22 protein-coding genes, 1 tRNA gene and 1 pseudogene are annotated in these 21952 nt (G+C 66.1%); 12 read left to right on the top strand and 12 right to left on the bottom strand.

The window, feature by feature from the left end; genetic code table 11:
* Window positions 1–42 precede the first annotated feature (42 nt).
* Window positions 43–2130, bottom strand: a complete 2088-nt coding sequence (gene fdhF / locus NGM10_RS07040) for a formate dehydrogenase subunit alpha (RefSeq protein ID WP_253483349.1) — start codon at window positions 2128–2130, stop codon at window positions 43–45.
* 121 nt (window positions 2131–2251) lie between these two features.
* Here fdhF and NGM10_RS07035 point away from each other — a divergent pair.
* From NGM10_RS07035 to NGM10_RS07020, 4 genes and pseudogenes are all read left to right on the top strand, one after another.
* A pseudogene (locus NGM10_RS07035) lies at window positions 2252–2446 on the top strand (MBL fold metallo-hydrolase); the annotation flags it as partial.
* Window positions 2447–2526: 80 nt separating this feature from the next.
* Window positions 2527–3924: an ATP-binding protein gene (locus NGM10_RS07030; RefSeq protein WP_253483347.1), complete on the top strand. Its 1398-nt coding sequence runs from the start codon at window positions 2527–2529 to the stop codon at window positions 3922–3924.
* Between the two features lie 106 nt (window positions 3925–4030).
* Window positions 4031–5266 (top strand): MBL fold metallo-hydrolase, encoded by a 1236-nt coding sequence (locus tag NGM10_RS07025; protein WP_253483345.1) that lies wholly within the window; start codon window positions 4031–4033, stop codon window positions 5264–5266.
* Window positions 5267–5468: 202 nt separating this feature from the next.
* Entirely contained in the window at window positions 5469–5792 is a 324-nt protein-coding gene (locus NGM10_RS07020) for a DsrE family protein (RefSeq protein ID WP_253483343.1), read from the top strand.
* 44 nt (window positions 5793–5836) lie between these two features.
* Here the strand turns inward: NGM10_RS07020 and NGM10_RS07015 are convergent, their stop codons facing one another.
* The 4 genes from NGM10_RS07015 to NGM10_RS07000 form a co-directional block, all read right to left on the bottom strand.
* Window positions 5837–6490, bottom strand: coding sequence for a class I SAM-dependent methyltransferase (locus NGM10_RS07015; RefSeq protein ID WP_253483340.1), 654 nt, complete (start codon window positions 6488–6490; stop codon window positions 5837–5839).
* Between the two features lie 56 nt (window positions 6491–6546).
* The gene (locus tag NGM10_RS07010; RefSeq protein ID WP_253483337.1) at window positions 6547–7779 is read right to left on the bottom strand and encodes an ornithine cyclodeaminase, nickel-pincer nucleotide-dependent; all 1233 of its coding nucleotides are present in this window, start codon (window positions 7777–7779) and stop codon (window positions 6547–6549) included.
* Between the two features lie 41 nt (window positions 7780–7820).
* Window positions 7821–8969: an NAD(P)/FAD-dependent oxidoreductase gene (locus tag NGM10_RS07005; protein WP_253483335.1), complete on the bottom strand. Its 1149-nt coding sequence runs from the start codon at window positions 8967–8969 to the stop codon at window positions 7821–7823.
* A 141-nt stretch (window positions 8970–9110) separates the two neighbouring features.
* Window positions 9111–9917: a DUF7983 family protein gene (locus tag NGM10_RS07000; RefSeq protein WP_253483332.1), complete on the bottom strand. Its 807-nt coding sequence runs from the start codon at window positions 9915–9917 to the stop codon at window positions 9111–9113.
* A gap of 116 nt (window positions 9918–10033) precedes the next feature.
* On the opposite strand from NGM10_RS07000, the gene NGM10_RS06995 reads away from it, so the two are divergent.
* The 3 genes from NGM10_RS06995 (at window position 10034) to NGM10_RS06985 (ending at window position 12707) form a co-directional block, all read left to right on the top strand.
* A complete protein-coding gene (locus NGM10_RS06995) occupies window positions 10034–10444 on the top strand; it encodes a hypothetical protein (RefSeq protein ID WP_253483330.1) in 411 nt (136 codons plus the stop codon).
* 334 nt (window positions 10445–10778) lie between these two features.
* Window positions 10779–11984 (top strand): arylsulfotransferase family protein, encoded by a 1206-nt coding sequence (locus NGM10_RS06990; RefSeq protein ID WP_253483327.1) that lies wholly within the window; start codon window positions 10779–10781, stop codon window positions 11982–11984.
* 57 nt (window positions 11985–12041) lie between these two features.
* Complete coding sequence (locus tag NGM10_RS06985; protein ID WP_253483324.1) at window positions 12042–12707, top strand: DUF7119 family protein; 666 nt, start codon at window positions 12042–12044, stop codon at window positions 12705–12707.
* Here NGM10_RS06985 and NGM10_RS06980 read toward each other — a convergent pair.
* On the bottom strand, window positions 12699–14009 hold the full coding sequence (locus NGM10_RS06980) for a M20/M25/M40 family metallo-hydrolase (RefSeq protein WP_253483322.1): 1311 nt from the start codon (window positions 14007–14009) through the stop codon (window positions 12699–12701). The genes NGM10_RS06985 and NGM10_RS06980 overlap by 9 nt on opposite strands.
* Before the next feature lie 83 nt (window positions 14010–14092).
* Here NGM10_RS06980 and NGM10_RS06975 point away from each other — a divergent pair.
* Window positions 14093–14166 (top strand) — tRNA-Lys (locus NGM10_RS06975).
* A gap of 222 nt (window positions 14167–14388) precedes the next feature.
* Here NGM10_RS06975 and NGM10_RS06970 read toward each other — a convergent pair.
* Window positions 14389–14976 (bottom strand): DUF7090 family protein, encoded by a 588-nt coding sequence (locus tag NGM10_RS06970; RefSeq protein ID WP_253483319.1) that lies wholly within the window; start codon window positions 14974–14976, stop codon window positions 14389–14391.
* An 82-nt stretch (window positions 14977–15058) separates the two neighbouring features.
* Window positions 15059–15499 (bottom strand): DUF2391 family protein, encoded by a 441-nt coding sequence (locus NGM10_RS06965; RefSeq protein ID WP_253483317.1) that lies wholly within the window; start codon window positions 15497–15499, stop codon window positions 15059–15061.
* A gap of 114 nt (window positions 15500–15613) precedes the next feature.
* On the opposite strand from NGM10_RS06965, the gene NGM10_RS06960 reads away from it, so the two are divergent.
* On the top strand, window positions 15614–16237 hold the full coding sequence (locus NGM10_RS06960) for a hypothetical protein (RefSeq protein WP_253483314.1): 624 nt from the start codon (window positions 15614–15616) through the stop codon (window positions 16235–16237).
* A gap of 67 nt (window positions 16238–16304) precedes the next feature.
* Here the strand turns inward: NGM10_RS06960 and NGM10_RS06955 are convergent, their stop codons facing one another.
* Window positions 16305–16922 carry a hypothetical protein gene (locus NGM10_RS06955; protein ID WP_253483311.1) on the bottom strand — a complete coding sequence of 206 codons (618 nt, stop codon included), beginning with the start codon at window positions 16920–16922 and terminating at the stop codon, window positions 16305–16307.
* A gap of 62 nt (window positions 16923–16984) precedes the next feature.
* The gene (locus NGM10_RS06950) at window positions 16985–17731 is read right to left on the bottom strand and encodes a hypothetical protein (RefSeq protein WP_253483308.1); all 747 of its coding nucleotides are present in this window, start codon (window positions 17729–17731) and stop codon (window positions 16985–16987) included.
* 162 nt (window positions 17732–17893) lie between these two features.
* On the opposite strand from NGM10_RS06950, the gene NGM10_RS06945 reads away from it, so the two are divergent.
* The 3 genes from NGM10_RS06945 (at window position 17894) to NGM10_RS06935 (ending at window position 20780) form a co-directional block, all read left to right on the top strand.
* Window positions 17894–18574 (top strand): class I SAM-dependent methyltransferase, encoded by a 681-nt coding sequence (locus tag NGM10_RS06945; RefSeq protein ID WP_253483305.1) that lies wholly within the window; start codon window positions 17894–17896, stop codon window positions 18572–18574.
* 77 nt (window positions 18575–18651) lie between these two features.
* The gene (locus NGM10_RS06940; RefSeq protein ID WP_253483303.1) at window positions 18652–19122 is read left to right on the top strand and encodes an Lrp/AsnC family transcriptional regulator; all 471 of its coding nucleotides are present in this window, start codon (window positions 18652–18654) and stop codon (window positions 19120–19122) included.
* 413 nt (window positions 19123–19535) lie between these two features.
* On the top strand, window positions 19536–20780 hold the full coding sequence (locus tag NGM10_RS06935; RefSeq protein ID WP_253483300.1) for a cation:proton antiporter: 1245 nt from the start codon (window positions 19536–19538) through the stop codon (window positions 20778–20780).
* Between the two features lie 37 nt (window positions 20781–20817).
* On the opposite strand, the gene NGM10_RS06930 is transcribed toward NGM10_RS06935, so the two are convergent.
* Together NGM10_RS06930 and NGM10_RS06925 are read right to left on the bottom strand one after the other, a co-directional pair.
* The gene (locus NGM10_RS06930; RefSeq protein WP_253483298.1) at window positions 20818–20991 is read right to left on the bottom strand and encodes a DUF7501 family protein; all 174 of its coding nucleotides are present in this window, start codon (window positions 20989–20991) and stop codon (window positions 20818–20820) included.
* Between the two features lie 95 nt (window positions 20992–21086).
* The gene (locus tag NGM10_RS06925) at window positions 21087–21650 is read right to left on the bottom strand and encodes a DUF1684 domain-containing protein (protein ID WP_253483296.1); all 564 of its coding nucleotides are present in this window, start codon (window positions 21648–21650) and stop codon (window positions 21087–21089) included.
* Between the last annotated feature and the right edge of the window lie 302 nt (window positions 21651–21952).

The raw sequence follows: 21952 nt of genomic DNA, 5'->3' as shown, positions 1-21952 counted from the left end.
TCGGTCCTTCTTTGGCGCTCTCTCTTCTCTGCCTACACGCTCCTAATCTGCGCTTCCCGCACTCCCCTCCGCGGGACGCAGGGCCACCTCCATCCTGCCCGCCGCGGCCTTGTACTCCGGAATCTTCGCCTCGGGGTCGAGCGCGTCGTTCGTCAGCTTGTTGATGGGGGCGTCGGGGAAGTGGGGCGTCGACCAGATGACCCCCGGCTTGACGCCGTCGGTCACGTCGGCGGTCAGTTCGACCTCGCCGCGCCGCGAGGAGACGACCACGCGCTGGCCGTCCTCGATGCCCAGCGGTTCGGCGTCCTCCGGGTGTATCTCCACGAAGTTCTCCGGGACGACCCGCATCAGGGTCTCCGAGCGCGTGCTCATCGCCCCGGAGTTGTAGTGCTGTTCGATCCGCCCGGTCGAGAGCACGAACGGGTACTCCTCGTCCTCGACCTCCGCGGGCGGCTGGTGGGAGACCGCGCGGAACTTCCCGAGTCCGTTCTCGGTCTCGAACGACTCGGCGTAGAGGTAGGGTTCGCCCTCGTCGTCCTCGTCGTAGCAGGGCCACTGGAGGCCCTCCGTGCCGAGGCGGTCGTAGCTGATGCCCCGGTAGATGGGACACACCTCGCGCAACTCCTCGAACACGTCCTCCGGGTCGTCGAACTCCCAGCCGGATTCGAAGAGGCGACGGCCGACTTCGGTCAGAATCTCGAAGTCGTGTCTCGTGTTGCCCGGCACGCGGGTGGCCGCGCGCATCCGCTGGACGCGCCTGTCGGTGTTGGTGACGGTGCCCCCGCGCTCGGCCCACGAGGTCGCCGGGAGGACGACGTCGGCGAGTTCCGCGGTCTCGGTCAGGAAGACGTCCTGAACCGCGAGGAAATCCAGTTCTCCGAGACACTCCTCGGTCTTCGAGCTGTTGGGCTCGCTCATCACCGGGTTCTCGCCGACCACGTACAGCCCCCGAATCTCCTCGCCCGCGCCGTGGGTGATCTCGACGTTGGTGAGTCCGGGTTCGTCGGGGACCTCGAATCCCCACACGTCCTCGACGCGCTCGCGGGCCTCCTCGTCGTCGACCGACAGATAGCCGGGCAGGACGTTCGGCAGGGCACCCACGTCGCAGGTGCCCTGGACGTTGTTCTGCCCGCGGAGGGGGTTCACGCCGGTCCCGGGTCGCCCGAGGTTGCCGGTCGCCAGCGCGAGGTTGATGAGGTTCTGGACGTTGTCGGTCCCGCAGGTGTGCTGGCTCATCCCCATCCCGGTGAAGATGGCGGCGCCGTCGGCGGTGGCGTACGCCTCGGCGGCGCGCTCGATGTCGGCCAGCGACACGCCCGCGATCTCGGCCGCCCGCTCCCTGTCGAAGCCTTCCAGGCGGGCTCGCAGCGACTCGAAGTGTTCGGTCCGCTCGGCGACGAACTCCTCGTCGTGCCACCCCTCCTCCAGAATCGTCGCGAGGACCGCGTTCAGCAGGGGGATGTCGGTCCCGGGCTTCAGCCGGAGGTGGAGGTCGGCGTCGTCGGTGGTCTCGTTCTCGTGGGGGTCGACCTGAACGACGAAGGTGCCGTCCTCCGCGGCCTTCCGGAAGTAGTTGCTGTGGGCGATGACGTGGTTCTCCGCGGGGTTCGCGCCCTGAATCCAGTAGACGTCGGCCGACTCGCGGAGGTCCTGCATGCTGTTGGTCATCGCGCCCATGCCGAGGCTCTCGCCGAGCGCCGCGACGGTCGAGGCGTGACAGAGCCGAGTGCAGTTGTCGACGTTGTTGGTCCCGTACTGGCGCGCGAGCTTCTGGACGAGGTAGCTCTCCTCGTTGGTCACCTGCGAGGAGGCGAAAAAGCCCGTCGCGTCCGGGCCGTGGTCCTCGCGGATGCGCCCGAGCTCGTCGGCCACCACCGACAGCGCCTCGTCCCACGTCGCCTCCCGGAGCTCCCCGTCCTCCCGAATCAGCGGCTCGGTCAGCCGGTCCTCGTGGTTCACCACCTGCGTCGCGGCCCCGCCCTTGATACAGAGCGCGCCCCCGTTGACCGGCGCATCGTTCCAGCGGGCCAACCGCACGTCGCCCTCCTCGTCCCCCTCGGTGAGCGCGAGGCCACAGCCGACCCCGCAGTAGGGGCAGATGGTCTCGGTCCGCTCTTGCTGTTCGCTCATGTTCTAGCGTTGTGGCGGAACGACTATCAAGGTATGTGCCAACCCCGGTCGCCGCCCGAGCGGGGCTACCCGGTAACCCGAACCGACGGACGAAAAGGTCCGGGACGTGTACCGACCGCCAATGGACATCGAGTTCCTCGGCGGCGCGCGCGAGATCGGTCGGAGCGCCGTCCTCGTCAACGACGCCCTCCTGCTCGACTTCGCGATGGCGACCGACACCCCGCCGCAGTTCCCGGTCGGCGACCCCGACCCCGAGGCGGTCGTGGTCAGTCACGGCCATCTCGACCACGTCGGGGGCGTCCCCAATTCTCTAACGCAAAATAACCAATTCTGAATTAGCCTATTTTGAAATTGGTTAACCGGTGCGTTTATGCCAGTGTCCGACTATCGGACAGTATGGACCGATTCGTCGACCGGCAGACCGAACTCTCGCGACTTCGGGGTTGCTACGAGGGCGACGAGGGCGATATGGTCGTCATCTTCGGCCGGCGACGCCTCGGCAAGACGGAGCTCGTTCGGCAGTCGCTGACCGATTTCGAGGATGCCGTTTTCTACCAGGCGACCGAGACGACGTCGCAGGTGCAACTCGACGAGTTCGTCGACGTCGCGTCGGAGTCGTTCCCCGGCGTCGACCGCATCAAACAGGACTGGGAGTCACTCATCGGCTATCTCGCGGAGCAGGACGCGGTCGTCGTGCTGGACGAGTTCCCGTACCTCATCGATGCAGACGAGAGTCTGCCGTCGGTTATCCAGCGGCTGTGGGACCAGGAGATACAGAATACGGCGGCGACACTCGTGCTGATCGGATCGTCGATCAGCATGATGGAAGAAGCGACGCTTCTCGGGAACAGTCCGCTGTACGGCCGATTCACCGAAAAGATTGACCTTCGACAGCTCGACTTCGACGCCGCCCGCGAGTTCTTCCCCGAGTCCTATACGCCCGAGGAACAGGTGTTCGCGTGGGGCGTGTTCGGCGGCACGCCGTACTACCTCGACGGTATCGAGTTGGACCACGACCTCGGGGCAGTCGTCCAGCGCTCGCTCCTCTCACGGCAGGGGTTCCTGCACAACGAACCCGAGTACGTCCTCCGTACCGAACTCACCGAGCCGAACCGGTACTTCGCGATCCTGAAGGCGATTGCTGCCGGGAACGCGACCGCTAACGAGATTGCAGGAGCGGTCGGCATCGACGGGAAGCAAATTTCGACCTACACGCAGAAACTGGAACGGCTTCGCCTCGTCGAGCGCGAGGTCCCGGTCACCGAGGACAAAACGAAGTCACGACGGGGTCGATACCGGATTCTCGATCCGCTGTTCCGGTTCTGGTTCCGGTTCGTCTACGGGAACGAAGACCGGTACGAGCGACTCGGTGACGACGCCCACGAGACGGTCATCGAACCGGAGATGGCCGACTTCGTGAGCCCGGAGTTCGAGACGCTCTGTCAGGACACACTCCCCGACCTGTATCCCAGCGAGACGTTCGTCGACATCGGGCGGTGGTGGTACAAAGAGCACGAAGTCGACGTCGTCGGTTTGACGGACGACGGAACGATGGTTACTGGCGAGTGTAAGTTCACGTCGTCGCCGCTCGACTACGGCGCGCTCACGTCGCTCGAAGACCACGCTGGCGAGATCCGATGGACACCCGACGGTGGCGACGTGGAGCAGAAGTACGTCCTCTTCGCCAGGAGCGGGTTCACGCAGTCGGTTCGCGATGCTGCCGCCGAACGCGACGACTTGCAGTTGTTCGACCTCGACGAGATCGTCGGGAGTAGCCGACGGTCGAACGACTGAAAGCCGGGGTCGACGCGAGAGTCGCCACCGCACGAGGGACGCCATCTACGCCTCGATCGCCGGTCAATCGACGCCGTCAAACAGCACAAACGACTATCCCCGGGTAATGGATATTCGATTCTTGGGCGGCGCACGGGAGATCGGTCGGAGCGCCGTCCTCGTCAACGACGCCCTCCTGCTCGACTTCGGGATGGCGACCGACAACCCGCCGCAGTTCCCGGTCGGCGACCCCGACCCCGAGGCGGTCGTCCTCAGCCACGGCCACCTCGACCACGTCGGGGGCGTCCCCTCGTTGCTCTCGGGGGACGCCCGACCCCCGATTCACTGGACGCCGCCGACCCGCGATTTGACCCGCGTGCTGGCCGAGGACACCCTCAAACTCCACGGCAACAGCCCGCTGTGTCCGTTCACCGAGACCGAGGTCAAGCGCCTCTCGGAGGTTTCGGTGACCCACGGCTACCGCGAGTCCTTCGAGGCGGCGGGCCACGAGGTCACCCTCTACGACGCGGGCCACATTCCGGGGAGCGCACACGTACTGGTCGACGACGGCGAGACGCGACTGCTCTACACCGGGGATTTCCACACCGACGACACCCGCCTGCTTTCGGGGACGACGGCGCGGCCCGACGCCGATGTCGTCGTCTGCGAGAGCACGTACTCGGACGTGGCCCACGACCCACGAGACGAGGTCGAACGCGCCTTCGCCGAGAGCGTGAAGACGACCCTCTGGGAGGGCGGGACGGTCGTGGTCCCCGCGTTCGCCATCGGCCGCACGCAGGAGATGCTGATGGTCTGTGAGGCTCACGACATCGACTGTTATGTCGATGGAATGGGGCAGAAAGTCACCCAGATTGTACGCCAGTATCCGGAGTTCGTTCGCGACCCCGAGGCGCTCCGGCGCGCGAAGTCGAACGCTCGGTTCGTGACGGGCAGAGACGGACAGCGAAAGCGAATCGCCGACCGGAACACCGTAATCGTGACGACGAGCGGGATGCTCTCTGGCGGCCCCGCGATGACCTACATCCCGGCCATCCGGGCAAATCCGACGAACAAGATCACGATGACGGGCTATCAGGTCGAGGGGACGCCGGGTCGGGACCTCCTCGATACGGGCCGGGCCGAAATCGACGGGCAGGTCATGCCCGTGAGCGCGCGAGTCGAATCCTACGACTTCTCGGCACACGCCGACCGCGAGGGTCTGCTGGCCTTCCTCGACTCGTATCGAGACGTGCAGGTCCTCGTGAACCACGGCGACCGGTGTGCTGCGTTCGCCGACGAACTTCGCGCGGAGGGCTTCGACGCGAGCGCGCCGGAACTCGGGGCGGAGTTCGCCGCGGTCTGAGGACCCGGCCCCTCTCCGTCTGGACGACGCTCGACAGGTCGGACTCGACTCGCATCGCCCGTCGGTTCTGCAAGTCTCGTCGCCACTCCCGGTTCGACCGCGGTTCGGTGCGAGCGGATACGGGACCGGCGCGGTCGGTTCTCGGGTCGATAGAATCGAGACCGAGACCGGCACTCAAGTACTCGCCGACCGAAGTCCGACCATGCAGCTCGGAATCATCCTCGAAACGAACGACCCAGAGCGCGTCTGGAACGGAGTCCGACTGGCGAACACCGCGCTGGACGAAGACCACGACGTCGAGGTGTTCCTGCTCGGCGACGGCGTCGAAGCGCCCGATCTCGAACACGAGAAGTTCAATCCCCACGGAGTACTGCGCAAGTACGCCCAAAACGGCGGGGACCTCTTCGCCTGCGGGACCTGCCTCGACTCCCGCGACATCGACCCCGACGACCTCAGGCCCCGCTCGACGATGCGCGACTGTCTCCGCATCGTCGAGGACTCCGACAAAGTGCTGACCATCGGCTGACTCTGCGCCGTCGGTCGGACGTTTTGCGGTCCGATTCGGTCGTCTCAGAGCACCCGGAACACCCGGACCGTGTCGCGCTTGCCGGGTTCACAGAGGAGCTGGGCGAGTCCGATGTCCGAGAAGACCGCCTTCCAGTCGCGGTGGTACAGCGGAAAGTCGCCGTGGACGCAGCTCACTTCGCCGCCCTCGCGGCCTCGCTGGGGGCTGTTGCCCTCGTTCTCGGCCGTGATGAGGAGGTCGGAACTCACCCGCGCGAGTTCCTCGAACACCCAGTCGTTGTCGGGGTGGACGTGCTGGAGCGTCTCGACCGAGTAGACCACGTCGAACGCGTCGTCGGGCATCTCGGGGACGAGGTCCTCTATCGCACCGGCGTGGAAGGTCCCGGTCTCGGCGAGCCGTGGGTAGTGGTCGGCCATCACCTCGAACGAGTCGTCGTTGATGTCGATGCCGGTGAGGTTCCGGTAGCCCTGCTCGCGCAGGTGGGCGAGGTGGCGGCCGGAGCTACAGCCGACCTCCAGAACCTCGGCGTCGGCGGGGGCGTAGTGGTCGAACACGGCGGCGAGGGTCTCGGACACCTCGTTGGGTCCGATGTCGGCGTAGTACGCGGGCGAGAACTCCTCGGTGCGCTCGGCCCAGTGGCGGTGGTTGTCGGCCGGGCGATGGTCCTCGGCTGCGCGCTGGTCGTCCTCGGCGTCCATGCGCGATGGCAGGCGGTCGACGCCTAAATGGTTCGCGGAGTCGGTCTCGGCGAGCCTCACTCCTCGACCAGCGTCTCGGCGAGCGCCGGGACGAAGGTCCCCACGTCGGTCACCATCCCGATGGCCTGCGCGCTCCCGCGGTCGAGCAGTTGGGTCACGGTGGCGGGGTTGATGTCGACGCAGACGACCTTGGTGGTCGAGGGCAGGCAGTTGCCGACCGCGACCGAGTGCAGCAGGGTCGAGAGCATCAACACGAGGTCGGCCTCGCGGGCCTGCTCGCGGATGGCGTTCTGGGCCTCGACCGCGTCGGTGATGGTGTCGGGGAGCGGGCCGTCGTCGCGGATGGAGCCCGCGAGGACGTAGGGCACGTCGTTGTCGACGCACTCGTACATCACGCCCTCTTCGACCACGCCGTCCTCGACCGCCTCCTCGATGCCGCCCGCGCGGACGATCTCGCTGATGGTGTAGATGTGGTGCTTGTGGCCCTTCCGCGGGCTTTCGAGCGTCTCGACGTCCATCCCGAGCGAGGTGCCGTACTGGCCGCGTTCGAGGTCGTGGACCGCGAAGCCGTTGCCCGCAGAGAGCATGTCGACGTACCCCTCGCGGACGAGGCGGGCCAGCGCGTCGCCCGCCCCCGAGTGGACGACCGCGGGCCCGACCACCGCCAGCACCGACCCGCCCTCGGCCTTCGTCTCCGCGATGGCCTCGCCGATCTCGCGGATGAGCGACCCCGACGGTCGCTCGGCCGAGACCCCGCCCTGCATGAACCCGAACGGACCGCCCGACCCGCGGGGGCGCTCGGGCGGGTCCACCCGGACGCCCGCCTCGTCGGCCACCACGAGGTCGCCCGCCTCGATGGCGTTCAGGACCTTCGTCTCGGCCCGCGGGCCGCCCTCGGCGTCGGGGTCGACCACGACCGCACAGTCCATCTCGACGTGTTCGACCGGGAGCCACTCGTCCTCGTACCTGACCTTCGTCGGGTGGTTCGTCGTCGAGTAGAAGCCGTGGGGCACCACGCCGTCTTCGGGCGCGGGCTTCAGCGTCGCGTTCGGCGGGTCCGAGAGGCGCGCGCCGTGCTGGTGGAGTTCGTGGAGTATCTCGCCGAGCGCGTCCTCGTCGGCGGCGGTCACCGTCATCCGGCAGTACGATTCGGCGTCCTTGTGCTGGCCGACCTCGAACGTCTCCACGTCGAAGTTCCCCCCGAGGTCCATCACGACCCCGAAGCACTGTTGCATCATTCCCGAGTCGATGATGTGGCCCTCCAGTTCGACCGTGCGTGCGACCGTCATACCCCGAAGACGCAAGCGCGGCCCATCAACGTTGTCCTCCTTCAGGCGACGTTGCGCTCGACGACCTCCTCGCCCTCGTCGAACCGGTCGCTCGCCAATCGGCTCAGGTCCACGAGCGAGGCCTCCCCGTCGACGCAGAGCTCGGCGACGACTTGCCCCGTCGCGGGCGCGTGCTGGAAGCCGTGGCCCGAGAACCCCGCGGCCGTGATCAGTCCGGGGACCGTCTCCTCGACGACGGGGTGGTGGTCGGGGGTCACTGCGTACAGCCCCGCCCAGCCCCTGCGGATTCGCGAGTCGCCGTCGAAGTAGCTCGCGTAGTCGGCGGCGCGCTCGACCGCCGTCGCGGCCCACTCGATGTCCATCGATTCCGAGTAGGCGTCGGGGTCCACGGCGGGGTCCTCGCCGTCGAACTGCCCGCCGACGAGCGCGGCCCCGTCGCGCTCGGGTCGGAAGTACGACCCCGTGTCGAGGTCGATGGTCAGGGGCACGTCCTCGGCGAGCGACCGACTGGGCTCGACCACCGCGATCTGGCGGCGGCGCGGGGAGATGGGGAGGTCGACGCCCGCCATCGCGCCCACCTGCCCGGCCCACGCGCCCGCCGCGTTGACCACGAAGCCGGCGTCGAGTCGGCCGTCGTGGGTCTCGACGCCGACCACGGCGTCGCCGTCTGTGAGCACGTCGGTGACGGCGGTCCCGGTTCGAATCTCGACGCCCGCCTCCCGCCCGGCCTCGGCGTACCCCTGCACCGCGAGGTTCGGGTCGGCGAACCCGTCCTCGGCGTTGTAGGTCGCGGCCACGAACCGGTCGGCGACGAGGCCGGGACAGCGCTCGCGAGCGTCCGCGGGGTCGAGATACTCGCTGTCGACGCCGAGGTCGTTCTGCATCGCGACGTTCTCGCGGAACCGCGCCGCGGTCTCGTCGGTCCGGGCGACGAAGAGGTAGCCGGACTTGCGATACGCCATGTCGACGCCGAACTCCGCCTCGAAGGCGTCCCACACCTCCCGGCTCGCGACCGACAGCCGGACGTTGACCGCCGTCGAGAACTGGCTCCTGATGCCGCCCGCCGACCGGGCGGTGCTCCCCGTCCCGAGCGACCCCTTCTCGACGAGGGTCACGTCGACGCCCGCCCGCGCCAGATAGTACGCAGACGACAGCCCGACGATGCCACCTCCGACGACGACGGCGTTCATGTCACGTTCGACGCTTTCGGGCGTAAATAAGCTACCGCTGGCGTTTTTTCGACGCCTTCACTGGCGGTCGGCGTTTTTCGACCGTCTCGCTGGTCGCTCTCCGGCCCCGGCGAGCCAGTCGTCCTCCGCGAACGACCGGAGTCAGTCGTCCTCCGCGAACGACCGGAGTTCCTCGGGGAGTCGCTGGAAGCGCTCCCAGCGACCGTTCTCGTTCGTCTTCCCTTTGCGGATCTGGGTCCGTTCCTCGAAGTCGAAGACGGCCTCCTCGTCGAGGAGGCCGTCTTCGGCGGCCTCCCGCAGCTTCTTCGAGTCGAAGCTCCGGACCGAGACGGGGTCGACGCCCGCGTCCCGGACCGCGGTTCGGACCGCCGCGTCGTCCTTGAGACTCCGGCGCTCGTAGGAGTAGCGACTGACCGAACCGAGGTCGGCGGTGAGCTGGCCCTCCTCGCCGGTCGCGTCGATGAGCGCGTCCCGGACCTCCTTTCGGGCGTCCTCGGCCGAACTCTTGAGGTCCGACAGCAGGCTGTAGAGGTCGACGAGCTGGGAGGTGTCGAGGTCGTCGAGCGTCTCGAAGTCGTACTCGTCGGCGAGCGAGAGCAGGACGAGCGCGTCGCGCTCGATGCCGAGGTCGAACGGCTCGCGGTCGTCGTCGGTCGAGTCGCGGGCCGCGCCGGACGCCCTCGCGGAGTCGCGGGACGGTGTCGCGGAGTCGCGGGACGGTGTTGCGGAGCCCGCCGACGTTTCGGACGCGCCGGACGACTCCCCGTCGCCTCGCTGGCGGCGCTTTTCGGTCATCACGAAGTCGCGCGCGCCGTCGTAGCCGAGGCGGGACCACGAGTGGCGGCCGTCGTCGGACTCGCTGACGTGCCCGGCGACCGAGCGGATGCGGTCGCTGTACTCGCAGTCGGCCACGGGGCACTCGACCGGGTCGAAGTCGGTCACTTCCATGCGCTATGAGGGAGTAGTCGCCCGATGGCACATAAACCCTCGCGCGGACTCGTGGGCGGACCCGCGGGTGCCGACCCGCGAGAAAGCATTTGACTCGGCACGTCGAACGCTCGTGCATGTCCGAGGAACCCGACCCGGAGCTCTCCGACGCCGAGAGGCGCGCGCTCCACGAGATGCAGGTCGGCATCGAACACGTCCGGCGCGGGTACGGCGACCTGCTCGATTTCCACCACGAGGTCGGGCGGGCGGGCGACCGCTTCGAGTCGGCCCGCGAGCAGCTCCGGGAGGCGGGCCGCGACGAACTGGCCGACGAGCTCCGGGACCGCCACCTCCCCGCGGGCGTCGTCGGCGACATGTGGACCTACGAGGTGGTCTCGGCGTTCGAGGAGGGGTTCCTCTCGGAACTCACCGATTTCGAGGCCTCCGTGCGCGAGGAACTGGCCGACGGCATCGATCACGTCTCGGAACGAGCGCAGCAGGCCGAGTGGCGCGAGCGCGCCGACGGGGACGCCTGGCGGGACCGTTAATCGTCCCGGGCGACCACCAACCCCCGGCACGCCGGGCAGAGAACGGGACCCCGCTTCTCGAACGTCGCGCCACAGAGGGTACAGACGTACGCGCCGCTCGTCTCTCCGCGAATCCGTCTCCTGAGTCGGCTGAAAATCCTCATCTCTCCCGTCGTGGAGTGGGACCGCGAGACGGAAAGCGATTACTGCCGTTCCCGCGTCACGCGATTCCCCCGGGAGCCCGGAGGTAAGGCGCGACTAACGTCGGCCAGCCGACTTCAATCGCCGCGTCCGTCCCCGGAACGGTGCTGAACGATGGGGCCGATTTACCCGTCGCTCGGTCGACGCTCCGGCGATGGTCCGACCGGGTACCTCGACCGCCGCTTCGCCGACGAGACGCGTCCTCGCGTCGCTGTTCGCGCTGGCCGCGCTCGCCGTCGCCGGAGGACTCGTCTTCGGATACACCGCGGGGACCGCGCCGTTGGCGGGCGGTTCGGCGACCGTCGGCCCGGAGGCGGCCGCCTCCGGGCCGACAGTCGAGCAGGCGGCGGGTCCCGACTCCCCCGACGCCTACGAGAACGCCACGGTGGTGACGACCAGCGAGCGGACCGAGGGCGGGTCGCGAGCCAACTTCGTCGCGGCCTACGCGCCCGACGGGTCGGTGCTGTACCGCAACGACTCGTGGCGTGTGTACAACGACGTCGACCCCGTTCCCGGCGAGGCCGCGACGGTCGAGTACGTCGCGGCCGACCGCCTCTCCCCCGAGGAGTGCGACGCAGAGGTCGCCTGCTGGCGGAACGTCTACGAGCGCGTCAACATGTCCACGGGGGAGGTCACCCGCGAGTACACCTACCTGACCTCGGTCGAGCGCGGCCAGCTACACGACATGGACCGGGTCGCCGACGACCGCCTGCTCGTCGGCGACATCGCCCGCGACCGGGTCTTCGTCGTGAACACGACCACCGGGATAATCGAGTGGGAGTGGCAGGCCCAGAGCGACTTCGACTTCGCGAGCGGCGGTCCCTTCTCCCGCGACTGGACTCACCTCAACGACGTGGAGATGCTCGACGACGGCCGGGTGATGGTCAGCCTCCGCAATCAGGACCAGGTCGTCTTCCTCGACCCCGAGACCGGCGTCGTCGACGACTGGACGCTCGGGAGCGACGGCGACCATGACACCATCTACGAACAGCACAACCCCGACTACATCCCCGGCGAGCGCGGGGGTCCCGCCGTCCTGCTGGCCGACAGCGAGAACGACCGGGTGGTCGAGTTCTGGCGCGAGAACGAGAACGAGAGCGAGGGCGGCGAGTGGACCGAAGTCTGGTCGTGGAGCGACGACCGACTCGACTGGCCCCGCGACGCCGACCGCCTGCCCAACGACCACACGCTCGTGACCGACACCGACGGGGGTCGCGTGCTCGAAGTCGCGCCGAACGGGAGCGTCGTCTGGCGCGTCGAGGTCGAGGGCGGCTACGACGCCGAGCGCCTCGGGACCGGCGACGAGAGTGCGAACGGGACGAGCGCGGCCGCGTGGGACGGAAACGCCACCGGGGAGTGACGGCGAAAATCCCGCGTACCCCCGGGTTTTTGAGGTGGGCGCGCCACGGTTCGAGTGATGAGCGACCGAGGAGACGGGGGGCCGCCGACCGACCGCGAGTCCCCGGTCGGCGAGCCGGTGGTCCGGGGCGACGAGGCGGTCACGGGCCAGTCGGCCGAGCAGGCGAAGGCGTTCGACCCCGAGGACGCCGACAGCCTCGCGGAGGCCGCCGAGACCGCCCACCAGTTCGCCGAGAACACCGCAGGAGGCACCGACAACGTCTACATGCTCCGCGGGGCGGCCGCCTGCGCCGCGCTCGTCCGCGGGGTGGGGTCGTACAAGGAGGCCGCCGAGCGCGCGGGCGGCGAGGTGACCGTGGCGTTCGTCCGCAAGTGGGCGCGCGTCCACGACCTGCCCCAGTCCATCCGGCGGTACGTCGCCATGGGCCACATCGCGCCGACCGCCGCGAAGCACATCGCCCGCGTGGACGGCGAGGACCGCTTCTCGCTCGCGTGGGCCGTCCTCGACGGCGACCTCACGGTCCGGGAGGTCCGGTCGGTCGCCAGCGCGGTCAACCGCGGCGAGCGCGTCGCCGACGCGCTCGCCGAACAGGGCGTCTCGCCGGGCGAACTCTCGATTACGCTCCCCGAGGACACCTACCGGGAACTCCGACGGGCGGCCGCGCTGGAGGGCAAGAGCCCCGACGCCGTGGTCGCCGAGGCGTTGGATGAGTGGCTATCCTAAGTACTCCCGCGCCGACTCCGCCAGCACGTCGCCCGCGGTCAGCACCTCCGACCACTCGATGGTCTCGTCGGGGAAGTGGGCCTGCTCGATGCTCCCCGGCCCGAACATGACCGTCGGGATTCCGGCGTCGATGTAGTGGCGAGCGTCGGCACCGTAGGTCGCGCCCCGCGCCTGAGTGTCGGAGAGGCCGCGGGTCGCCATCGCGCGCTGGACCGCACCGACGACGGGTTCGTCGGGCGATATCTCGGACGGTTCGAACTGGACCGAGAAGCGCTCGAACGCCGGGGGATGCTCGGCGAGCCACTCGTCGTCGGCGACGACCTCGGCGAGTCGCTCCTCGAACTGGGCTTCGACCTCCTCGACGGTCTCGCCGGGCGCGACCCCGATGCGAATCTCGGCGGTGAGGTCCGACGGGACCGAGGAGGCCCAGTCGCCCGCCTCGACCCGGCCGAACACGACCGGCCACTTCACCGGGAACTCCTCGTAGAGGGGGTGGGTCACCGTCTCGCCGCGCTCGGCTTCGAGGGCCATCAAGGCGTTCCGAATCGCCGCGAACTTCGGGAGCACGTCGACGCCCTGCCACCGGGAGGCGGCGTGGGCCGACCGGCCGGTGAGTCGCAACCGCTTCATCACCGACCCCTCGGAGGCGACGATGGGCCGGAGTTCGGTGGGTTCGGCGATGATTGCGGCGTCGCGCTCGAAGGGGTAGGGGTTCGAGAGCGCGGCTGCGGCCGCGCCGACGCCGCCTTCCTCCTCGCCGACCACGCTCTCGACGACGAGGCGGCCGTCGAGGTCCGGGTCCGACTCGTGGAGGTGCTTCGCGGCGAACACGCAGGTCGCCAGCCCCGTCTTCATGTCGGCCGCGCCGCGGGCGGTGAGCGTCGTCTGGCGGTCCGTCTCGTTGCCCTCTCCCGCTTCGTCCCCTTCGTCCCCTTCGTGCCCTTCGTCCCACTCGGGTTCGAAGGGGTCGCTCGCCCACGACTCGCTGGCGGCGGGGACCACGTCGACGTGGCCGTTCAGCACCAGCGTCGCCCCCGCCTCCGGATTTCCGAACTCCAGCACGCCCCCGACGCTCGGCCGGTCGGCCACCGGAATCTCGGCGGGGTCGTCCGGGAACGAGGGGTGGGCGGCCAACTGCTCGGCGTCGGCGGTCCACTCGTAGGTCTCGAAGCCCATCTCGTCGAGTCGGTCGCGGAACCACTCCTGTGCGGGCGCTTCGTTCCCGTCGGTCGTGTCGAATCGCAGGAACTCGGTGACGAACTCCCGGAGGTCGGCGTCGCGCTCGTTCGCGAACTCGTCCATGAGAGAGTCAACCGAGGTGGTCGTGGTAAAACTTCCGAGCGATAGTAAACGTTTAACTCTCACCACCTACAAGCGGATGGCGAGGGCTGGTAGCTCAGTTAGGCAGAGCGTCTGGCTTTTAACCAGACGGTCAGGGGTTCAAATCCCTTCCAGCCCGTATTCCTTCCGCGAGCAATTCCGCGAGCGACGCGTCGCGTCGCTCACACGACTGCGAGCGGTGAAACCGCGAGCGAAGGCCGCACGCCCGGAACGTCTCGACGTAGTTCACAATCCCTCCCGGCCCGCTTTTCGCGACGAGCAATCGGCGAGCGCACGGTTCGTGCGCTCGCCGATTGCCCTCACGAATCCCCTCGAACTCGGTTACAAACGGTTCCGGATATCAGATACCCTCGAAGTCGCTCGCGACCTCGCCATCGCGGTCCAGATCGACTATCGCGTCGAACAGTCCCATGAACTTCTCGACGTGGGTCTCGTCGTGGACGCCCTTCGAGAGGTGGAACAGCGCGACGGCGTCGTGTTCGTCGAGGAGGTCGAGCATCTCGCGGATGAGGTCACGGACGCGGGCCTCGTCGGCGTAGTAGGCCATCTCGGTGATGGAGTCGAGGCTGATGCGCCGTTTTCCGTCCGTCGATTCGAGGAACCGGCGGGTGATCTCCAGAATTCCCTCCAGATCGTCGGGCGAGGAGACGTAGTGGACGTTGTCGGTGCTTCGCCGGGAGTAACCGCGTTCGATGCTGAGGGTGTCCAGAATCTCGGCACTGCTCTCGTCTACGTCGTAGTGGTCGAGTTTCTGCTTCACTTCGCGCGCGGTGGTTCGGGTCGAGATGACGAGGAAACGGTCGGTGTCGGTCTTCAGAAAGTCAGTGTCGATGCGGTCGGTCTCGCCGGTGCTCGGATGCAGGAGGAGAATTCCCGTGCCACCGGGTATCGATTCGGGGGCGTTCTCGATGGCGAGCTGATAGTCCATATCGACGGATAATACGGGGAGGCGACTTAAGGGTGCGGGTCGGCGGCTGAAATCGGGCGAGGGGTTGGCGGTCGGCGGTCGGTCAGAACACGCTGTCGGCGGTCGCCGCGCCGACCACGCTGAACACCGCGCCGACGCTGATGGCCTTCAGCGTGGTCGTGACCGTCGCCATCGTCGGCTCGCCCGCGTCGTAGGTCTCCGGAAGGAAGGTGCCGGGCACGCCGAACGCCAGCGTGAGGATGACCACCGACCCGTAGGACACCACCATGAGCGAGATGAACCGCGAGGGGACCCCCGCGACCTCGGCCTCGCGGTCGGGGTCGCGTTCGTCGTCGGCCTTGTAGAGCGCGGCGTACCCGATGGTGAAGACGATGAGCACCGTCGACAGCGCCTCGAGGACGGTCATGTCGGTCGCCAGTACCCACACCTCCTCGGTGACCACGAACGGCCCCGCCAGCAGGAACCCCCCGACCATCTGCTGGGCGGAGTCCGACAGCGCGAATCGCCTTCTCCGGTCGCCCATAGGGAAACGAGACTACCCATAAATTTAAATGTAGTACACTCGGATCCCGTGCCAATTGTTTCGTTCGTTGAAATATCCTAAAGAATAAGTAGTTAGGAAATTTACTATAAATTGATGCCTTCCACACGCCGGTCCCTCATTCTAATTGGCGCTACGTTCCTCTCGGGCTGTGGCATGCGGACGCCCAGTGACCAACACGAGAGACGAAACACTGGAACGCGAACCGATACTACGAGCGAGGAGGAATCTAGCCTCTCGAAACCCGACGTAACACGACAGTTTGGGGAGACGTATGTCGATACGGGACTCGAAATTACCGTCGAGACACCGACCCTCGAAGCGACGTTCGATTACGATGGGGAAACATACGAGATGCCCGACGGAGAGGCACTCGCAATCGTGCCGATCACGTTCTCCAACATGCTTTCGGAGGAAACACTCCCGATTGATGGACCACTTTTTACGCTCCTCGACGGGACGATAGAGATCCTCGAGACACACAGCGTGGAGCATCCTGAATTCGACCCGTCTATTCGCATCCGGGAAATCGAAGCAATAACAACTACGCAACGGTGGACTGCACAGGGTGGAGCGATAGCACCGGACGAGCAACTAACAGGTACTGCTGTCTTCCACCTTCCGGATACGACCGAACTGACCGAGCCCAGTATCGCGTACGAATCGAGTCGTATCAAAGACGACCGATTCGGCGACAAGATAGTGGCGTGGACGAAGTGAGTCTTCGCTATGTATGAAGGGTCGAGCGACACTTATCTGCTATCGACGTAAAAAAGAACTGTAGTGGTTACTCCGAGCTTACGTCGATTCCACGGTGGTACGCGACAGTGAGATACGGGTCGACTGCTCGTGTCTCGGTCGAGAATTCGGTCTTTTTGCCCTTCCGCCACTCCAGTATGTCGTCCCGGTCCACGCGGTCGTCGTGGACGACCTTCGTTCGGATGTCGATGTTCGTCGTCGGTAACCGGAGTTCAAAGAGTCCGTCGTTAGACGATATCTCTTTGACTGCTGGCGACTGAAGCAGTTCACCGGGCGTCGTTGCGTCCCAGTTGACTTCGAATTCCGGGACTCGGTATCCGCGTTCTGAGCGGGCGTAAATACCAGATTCGGCAATCTCTGGGTTTTGGATGCTCAGGCTCTGTACTGTATTCCCGCCGATTTTCGTCACGTCGCCTTTCGCACCTTGGAAGTCGACGATTCGGCTACTGTTCTCGAAGACCGATACCTCCTCTTCGCTGGCAGTCAGAATCTGTAGCTGTTGACTGTTCGCGTCGAGTGCGTACTTAACGGGTCGGTTACGGCGATCGAGGTCGAGGTTCTCCGTCTCACCGATATCGAAGGTAAGACCGGCTTCGAGCAGAGAGACATCCTCGTTGACGGGTGTGGCCCCGGCAGAGACGCCCATCGCCGTCGTCCCAAGTATCGATGCGCTCGCAGCTTTCGTGAACGTCCGTCGATTTATTTCTTTCATGAGTAATTGATGGTTTCTTGGTACGAAGTGTAGTCGATGGCATCGATGCTACAGCTCGTCAGGTCGAGCCTATGGGTGTTGTCCCAGGTGTTATCGGGAGCGCAGTCACCCTTCCCGGAGCGGTCGTGTTTCCGCGTCGGGTGGGTATCGTCGCGCTCGTAGAACGTCAGCATCGGCGTGGAATCGCCATCCGAGTCGATTATACCGAGGTCGTGTTCGTCACCCTCCGTCAGGTCGTCGACGTAGGTGTACTCCATCGAGACCATATTGTGAATCGGCTCTTGGACCGCGAGATTCTTCCATCGGGCCGTGTCATTATTCGTCACGTCGTAACCGCCTGCGGTTCCGACGAAGGCCGCTGTACCGTTTACCCAGCACGTTTCGCCTTTTCCAACGTATTCGGCGTTTGCGAAGTTCGTCGAATCAGTGACGCCTAGGTGAACGCCGTTGTAGTCATAGTACCCCTGGTCGCCGAGCCAGTCTTTGAAGTTGGTGAAGTACGTGTCACCGTCGTCTTCATCTTCGACTTCGTCCACGTTTGATTCGTAGTCGTAGAGTGCTATCTCGTAGTATTGCACTGCTGTCTTGTCGTAAATCTCGTCACAAGCGCTTTTCACCGCATCGTAGACTTCGTTTTTCGCCTCTTCTCTGTCGCCTGTTTCGTTCGGATACAGGTAGACACTGAGGGTTTCTTCCCCGATCTCAGGTTCGCCTTTGTTCGTCAATGTCGTATAGTCCGACATCAAATAGTTATTGGATAGTAATAAAGTTATATTTTTCTACTAGAATATTATATAATGTTTATTATATAGATCTATAATTTTACTCAGCGGAGTTCCATTGCAGAGAGGCCTCAACCGTTCGGTACCGAACCCGTTTTAGTCGTGAGCCGTCATTTTTCACCCATGAGCGTTCGCGAGGAGTTCGACGACTGGGCCGCAGACGGCCGCGACAAGGGGATGGAAGACCGCCACTGGCACACCGCCAAGTACGTGCTGGCCCGGATGCCGGTCGAGGAGGGCGAGGTCGTCCTCGACCTCGGCACCGGGAGCGGGTACGCCGCCCGCGCGCTCCGGGACACCAAGCGCGCGGGCCGGGCCTACGGCCTCGACGGGTCGCCCGAGATGGCTCGAAACGCCCGCGGGTACACCGACGACCCCGACGTGGGCTTTCTTGTCGGTGACTTCGACCACCTCCCGTTCGCCGACGACAGCGTCGACCACGCCTTCACGATGGAGGCGTTCTACTACGCCAACGACCCCCGCCAGACCCTCCGGGAGGTCGCCCGCGTCCTGCGACCGGGCGGCACCTTCTTCTGCGCCGTGAACTACTACGAGGAGAACGTCCATTCGCACTCGTGGCAGGAGAACATCGACGTGGAGATGACCCGGTGGTCGGCCGCCGAGTACCGCGAGGCGTTCCGCGAGGCGGGCCTTCACGTCGCCGAGCAGGACAACGTCCCGGACCGCGAGACCGAGATTCCCGACGAGAGCGCGTTCCCGACCGATAGCTGGGAGACCCGCGAGGCGATGGTCGAGCGCTACCGGGAGTTCGGCACCCTGCTGACCGTCGGCGTCGCGCCCTGAAACCCGGGCTTCCGAAACTCTCACCGGGGCGATCCCGTGACCGAAACTTCTCTTTGGCTGGGTTCTGAGGTGGGAGTATGCACACCGAAGACCTCGACGACCTCGACGAGTTCATCCTCCACGAACTCCAGCGCGACGCCCGCCACGTCTCGGCCAGCACCATCGCCGAGTCGGTGGACGTGGCTCCGAGCACGGTCCGAAACCGCATCCGGAAACTCGAAGACTGCGACGTCATCAAGGGCTACCCCCTCGACGTGGACTACGAACTCGCGGGCTACCCCCTCCACACCCTCATCGTCTGCACCGCGCCGATGCCCGAGCGCGAGGAACTCGCCAAGGAGGCCCTCGACGTGCCGGGCGTCGTCGCGGTCCGGGAGATCATGACCGGCGAGGAGAACATCCACGCCACCGTGGTCGGCACCGACCACGACGACCTGAGTCGAATCGGTCAGGACCTCAACGAACTCGGACTCGAAGTCGTCGAGGAGGACCTCATCCGGAGCGAACACTATCAGTCGTTCCAGCGGTTCGACTCGCGCGAGGAGTGAGTCGAGCCGACGCGACAGGCGAAAACGAATCGGGAACGTACGGAACGATAATTACCGATTCGGTAATCACATGCCAGTATTTATCTCGGTTCGGTGTGTAGGGCGAGCCACCGATGCTTCGGGGACTCTACGACGGACCGGATTCGTCCGGACGTAGCGCTCTGCAGACCCACCGATTCGGCCCGCAGACGCGCCGGTCCGAACCGACGATACACCGACCCGAATCGGCGTCTCCGTCGGCGTCGCCGACAGCATGAACTTACTCGCGACGCAAGTACCTCGCATGAACACCGATAGTGAGCCGACCGCGATCCGACTCGACTGACATCCCCGACAATGCACACGAAACGACACGTAGCCGCGGGTGACTCGCTCTCCGACCGACGGTCGATTCCCGCCGAGGTGGCGACCCGATGGTAGAAGCCGTCGGCTTCGACATCCTCAATCTCCTGCTCGTGTTGGCGCTGGCGTGGGTGTTCGGGTCGCTCTCGGAGCGACTCGGCTACCCCGCGCTGATGGGCGAACTCCTCGCTGGCGTCGTCTTCGGGCCGCCTCTGCTCGGACTGCTCCAGCCAGCCGAGGAGCTCGACATCCTCGCCGAACTCGGCGTGTTCCTGCTGATGGTCTACGTCGGCATGGAGGTCGACATCCACGACCTGTTCGAACTCGGGAGCAAGTCGTTGCTGGTCGCGGTCGGCGGATTCGTCGTCCCGTTCGGCCTCGGCTACCTCGCCGGGGTACTCATCGGACTCGCGACCGGGCCGTCGCTGTTCATCGGCATCGCCATGGCGGCGACGTCGCTGGCGACCAAATCGCGCATCCTCGTGGACCTCGACCTGCTCGATACGCGCATCGCCGGGGTCCTGCTCGGCGGCGCACTGGTCTCCGACGTGGGCGTGCTGGTCGTGTTCGCGGGCGTCATCGGCTTCATCGAGGCGGGTTCGGTCGAGGCGACGACCATCGCGACCATCGCGGGCAAGGCGCTGGCGTTCTTCGCGGTCGCGCTGATCATCGGCGACAAGTTCCTCCCGCCGCTGTGGACCCGCTTCGAGCAACTCCGCGAGCGGTACGGGTTCGTCGACCGGACCTCGGCGTTCACCGTGGCGATGGTGGTCGCGCTCGTGTTCGCGTACCTCGCCGACCTCGCTGGCCTCCACATGATCATCGGCGGGTTCGTCGCCGGGCTCTTTCTCCGGCAGGCCGACCTCCAGCCCGACCTCTACGAGCAGGTGTACGGCGTCATCTACGACCTCGCCATCGGCTTCTTCGCGCCCATCTTCTTCGTCACCGTGGCGTTCGACCTGACGCTGGACGTGTTCGCCTCCGACGTTGGCCTGCTCGCCCTGCTGACCGGTGTCGCGTTCGTCGGGAAAATCGTCGGGTCGTGGGCCTTCTCGTTGCCGACCGACCTCACCTCTCGGGAGGGGTTCGTCATCGGCCTCGGGATGAACGGCCGCGGGACCGTCGAGATAATCATCGCCTCCATCGGCCTGAACGCGGGCATCATCGACCAGCAGCTGTTCTCCATCCTCGTGTTCCTCGCGATGCTGACCACCGCGCTCGTTCCGGTGACGATGAAGTGGGGCGTCGACTGGCTACAGGGCGTCGGCGAACTCGTCACGATGGACGAAGACGAGACGCCCGACGTCGAGGCGTAGCGGCCGCGCTCGGCCGCGGGCCGAGCGCGGTCGGTTCCTACCCGCCCCAGCCGCCGGGCACGTCCCCGGCGATGTGCTCGCGCCACGCCTCGAACCCCGCTTCGCAGTCCGGGTTCGCGCCGATGTGGTCGACGAATCCCGCGCCGGGATTCGGTAGCTCTGCCCCGCAGAACGGACAGTCGTTCGGGTCGCTCCAAGTGGTTGCGCTCATCGTCTCGTCGCTGGCCGCGCAGATGTATAAACGCAACCCCAATACATCTTAGGGACAGTTAATCCCCTAGTATGTGCCTTATACTCTCTTGGCCGTCACCGCGTCCGCTCGCCCGCCAGAATCTCGGTGTCGAGCCAGTTCTCCTCGGGCGGGAGGGGACACGCGAACGTTTCGCTGTAGGCGCAGAACGGCGAGTACGCGAGGTTGAAGTCCACGACCATCTCGTCGGTGTCGGCTAACTCTCCCTCCACCTCGAACTCCATGTACCGACCGTGCTCGTCGGTCTGCTGGCCCGTGGTCTTGTCGCGGAAGGGGACGAACAGCCCCTCGTGGTCTTCCCGGCTGTAGGCCGCCAGCTCGTACTCCTCGCCCAGTTTGAAGTGCAGGGTCGCCACCCGGAGGTACCGCTGTGGCGCGCCCGCGGTCACGTCCATCTCCACGGGCCCCGGATTCTCGTGGACCTCGACGCTCGCGACCACGCGGTAGTCGGGGTCGGGGTCGAAGTACTCCAGCCCCGAGAACCCCTCGCGGTCCTCGGGCGGAATCGGCGACTGGGGGTGTTCCGCGAAGAACTCGTCTTTCTCCTCGCGGTGGCTCTCCAACTGCTCGCGCCACGCCTCGGGGTCGAACTCGTCCTCCGCGGCCTCGGTGTCGGTCATGCCCGACGATTCGCTCTCGCGTCGGGTAACGGTTTGCATCGCCCGTCGAGAATCGCCGCGCTCGCACTCCTGCGCTCGGTGACCCTTCCACCGGAGACGCGCGGGTGAACCATCCGCCGGGAATCGGCGGGAGAACCAATCCACCGGGGGCGGGACTGAAAGGGGCCGCCCGCTCGCGTTTACGTGGTCGTCTCTGACGGCCCTATCTGCGCGGGCGGTGCTGAGAGCGCAGATATCCGTCAGAGCGACCGCGAGCGGGCGGGGGCTTTCTGGGTGTTCGTCGTCGAGTGTTCGCAGAGGGT

It is taken from the genome of Halorussus salilacus (assembly GCF_024138125.1).
Classification (GTDB): Archaea; Halobacteriota; Halobacteria; order Halobacteriales; family Haladaptataceae; genus Halorussus; species Halorussus salilacus.
The sequence above is the reverse complement of the archived record's forward strand: the minus strand, read 5'-3'. Positions and strand labels throughout refer to the sequence as shown.

What these genes read in the sequence shown, in the direction of transcription:
- NGM10_RS07000 (WP_253483332.1), bottom strand. Translation starts at nt 9,917, where the DNA reads ATGGAAGTGACCGACTTCGACCCGGTCGAGTGCCCCGTGGCCGACTGC.
- NGM10_RS06960 (WP_253483314.1), top strand. Translation starts at nt 15,614, where the DNA reads ATGCCTTCCACACGCCGGTCCCTCATTCTAATTGGCGCTACGTTCCTC.
- NGM10_RS06945 (WP_253483305.1), top strand. Translation starts at nt 17,894, where the DNA reads ATGAGCGTTCGCGAGGAGTTCGACGACTGGGCCGCAGACGGCCGCGAC.
- NGM10_RS06950 (WP_253483308.1), bottom strand. Translation starts at nt 17,731, where the DNA reads ATGTCGGACTATACGACATTGACGAACAAAGGCGAACCTGAGATCGGG.
- NGM10_RS06995 (WP_253483330.1), top strand. Translation starts at nt 10,034, where the DNA reads ATGTCCGAGGAACCCGACCCGGAGCTCTCCGACGCCGAGAGGCGCGCG.
- NGM10_RS07010 (WP_253483337.1), bottom strand. Translation starts at nt 7,779, where the DNA reads ATGACGGTCGCACGCACGGTCGAACTGGAGGGCCACATCATCGACTCG.
- NGM10_RS06990 (WP_253483327.1), top strand. Translation starts at nt 10,779, where the DNA reads ATGGTCCGACCGGGTACCTCGACCGCCGCTTCGCCGACGAGACGCGTC.
- NGM10_RS06935 (WP_253483300.1), top strand. Translation starts at nt 19,536, where the DNA reads ATGGTAGAAGCCGTCGGCTTCGACATCCTCAATCTCCTGCTCGTGTTG.
- NGM10_RS06980 (WP_253483322.1), bottom strand. Translation starts at nt 14,009, where the DNA reads ATGGACGAGTTCGCGAACGAGCGCGACGCCGACCTCCGGGAGTTCGTC.
- NGM10_RS06955 (WP_253483311.1), bottom strand. Translation starts at nt 16,922, where the DNA reads ATGGGCGTCTCTGCCGGGGCCACACCCGTCAACGAGGATGTCTCTCTG.
- NGM10_RS06925 (WP_253483296.1), bottom strand. Translation starts at nt 21,650, where the DNA reads ATGACCGACACCGAGGCCGCGGAGGACGAGTTCGACCCCGAGGCGTGG.
- NGM10_RS07030 (WP_253483347.1), top strand. Translation starts at nt 2,527, where the DNA reads ATGGACCGATTCGTCGACCGGCAGACCGAACTCTCGCGACTTCGGGGT.
- NGM10_RS06985 (WP_253483324.1), top strand. Translation starts at nt 12,042, where the DNA reads ATGAGCGACCGAGGAGACGGGGGGCCGCCGACCGACCGCGAGTCCCCG.
- NGM10_RS07015 (WP_253483340.1), bottom strand. Translation starts at nt 6,490, where the DNA reads ATGGACGCCGAGGACGACCAGCGCGCAGCCGAGGACCATCGCCCGGCC.
- NGM10_RS06965 (WP_253483317.1), bottom strand. Translation starts at nt 15,499, where the DNA reads ATGGGCGACCGGAGAAGGCGATTCGCGCTGTCGGACTCCGCCCAGCAG.
- fdhF (WP_253483349.1), bottom strand. Translation starts at nt 2,130, where the DNA reads ATGAGCGAACAGCAAGAGCGGACCGAGACCATCTGCCCCTACTGCGGG.
- NGM10_RS06970 (WP_253483319.1), bottom strand. Translation starts at nt 14,976, where the DNA reads ATGGACTATCAGCTCGCCATCGAGAACGCCCCCGAATCGATACCCGGT.
- NGM10_RS07005 (WP_253483335.1), bottom strand. Translation starts at nt 8,969, where the DNA reads ATGAACGCCGTCGTCGTCGGAGGTGGCATCGTCGGGCTGTCGTCTGCG.
- NGM10_RS07025 (WP_253483345.1), top strand. Translation starts at nt 4,031, where the DNA reads ATGGATATTCGATTCTTGGGCGGCGCACGGGAGATCGGTCGGAGCGCC.
- NGM10_RS06930 (WP_253483298.1), bottom strand. Translation starts at nt 20,991, where the DNA reads ATGAGCGCAACCACTTGGAGCGACCCGAACGACTGTCCGTTCTGCGGG.
- NGM10_RS06940 (WP_253483303.1), top strand. Translation starts at nt 18,652, where the DNA reads ATGCACACCGAAGACCTCGACGACCTCGACGAGTTCATCCTCCACGAA.
- NGM10_RS07020 (WP_253483343.1), top strand. Translation starts at nt 5,469, where the DNA reads ATGCAGCTCGGAATCATCCTCGAAACGAACGACCCAGAGCGCGTCTGG.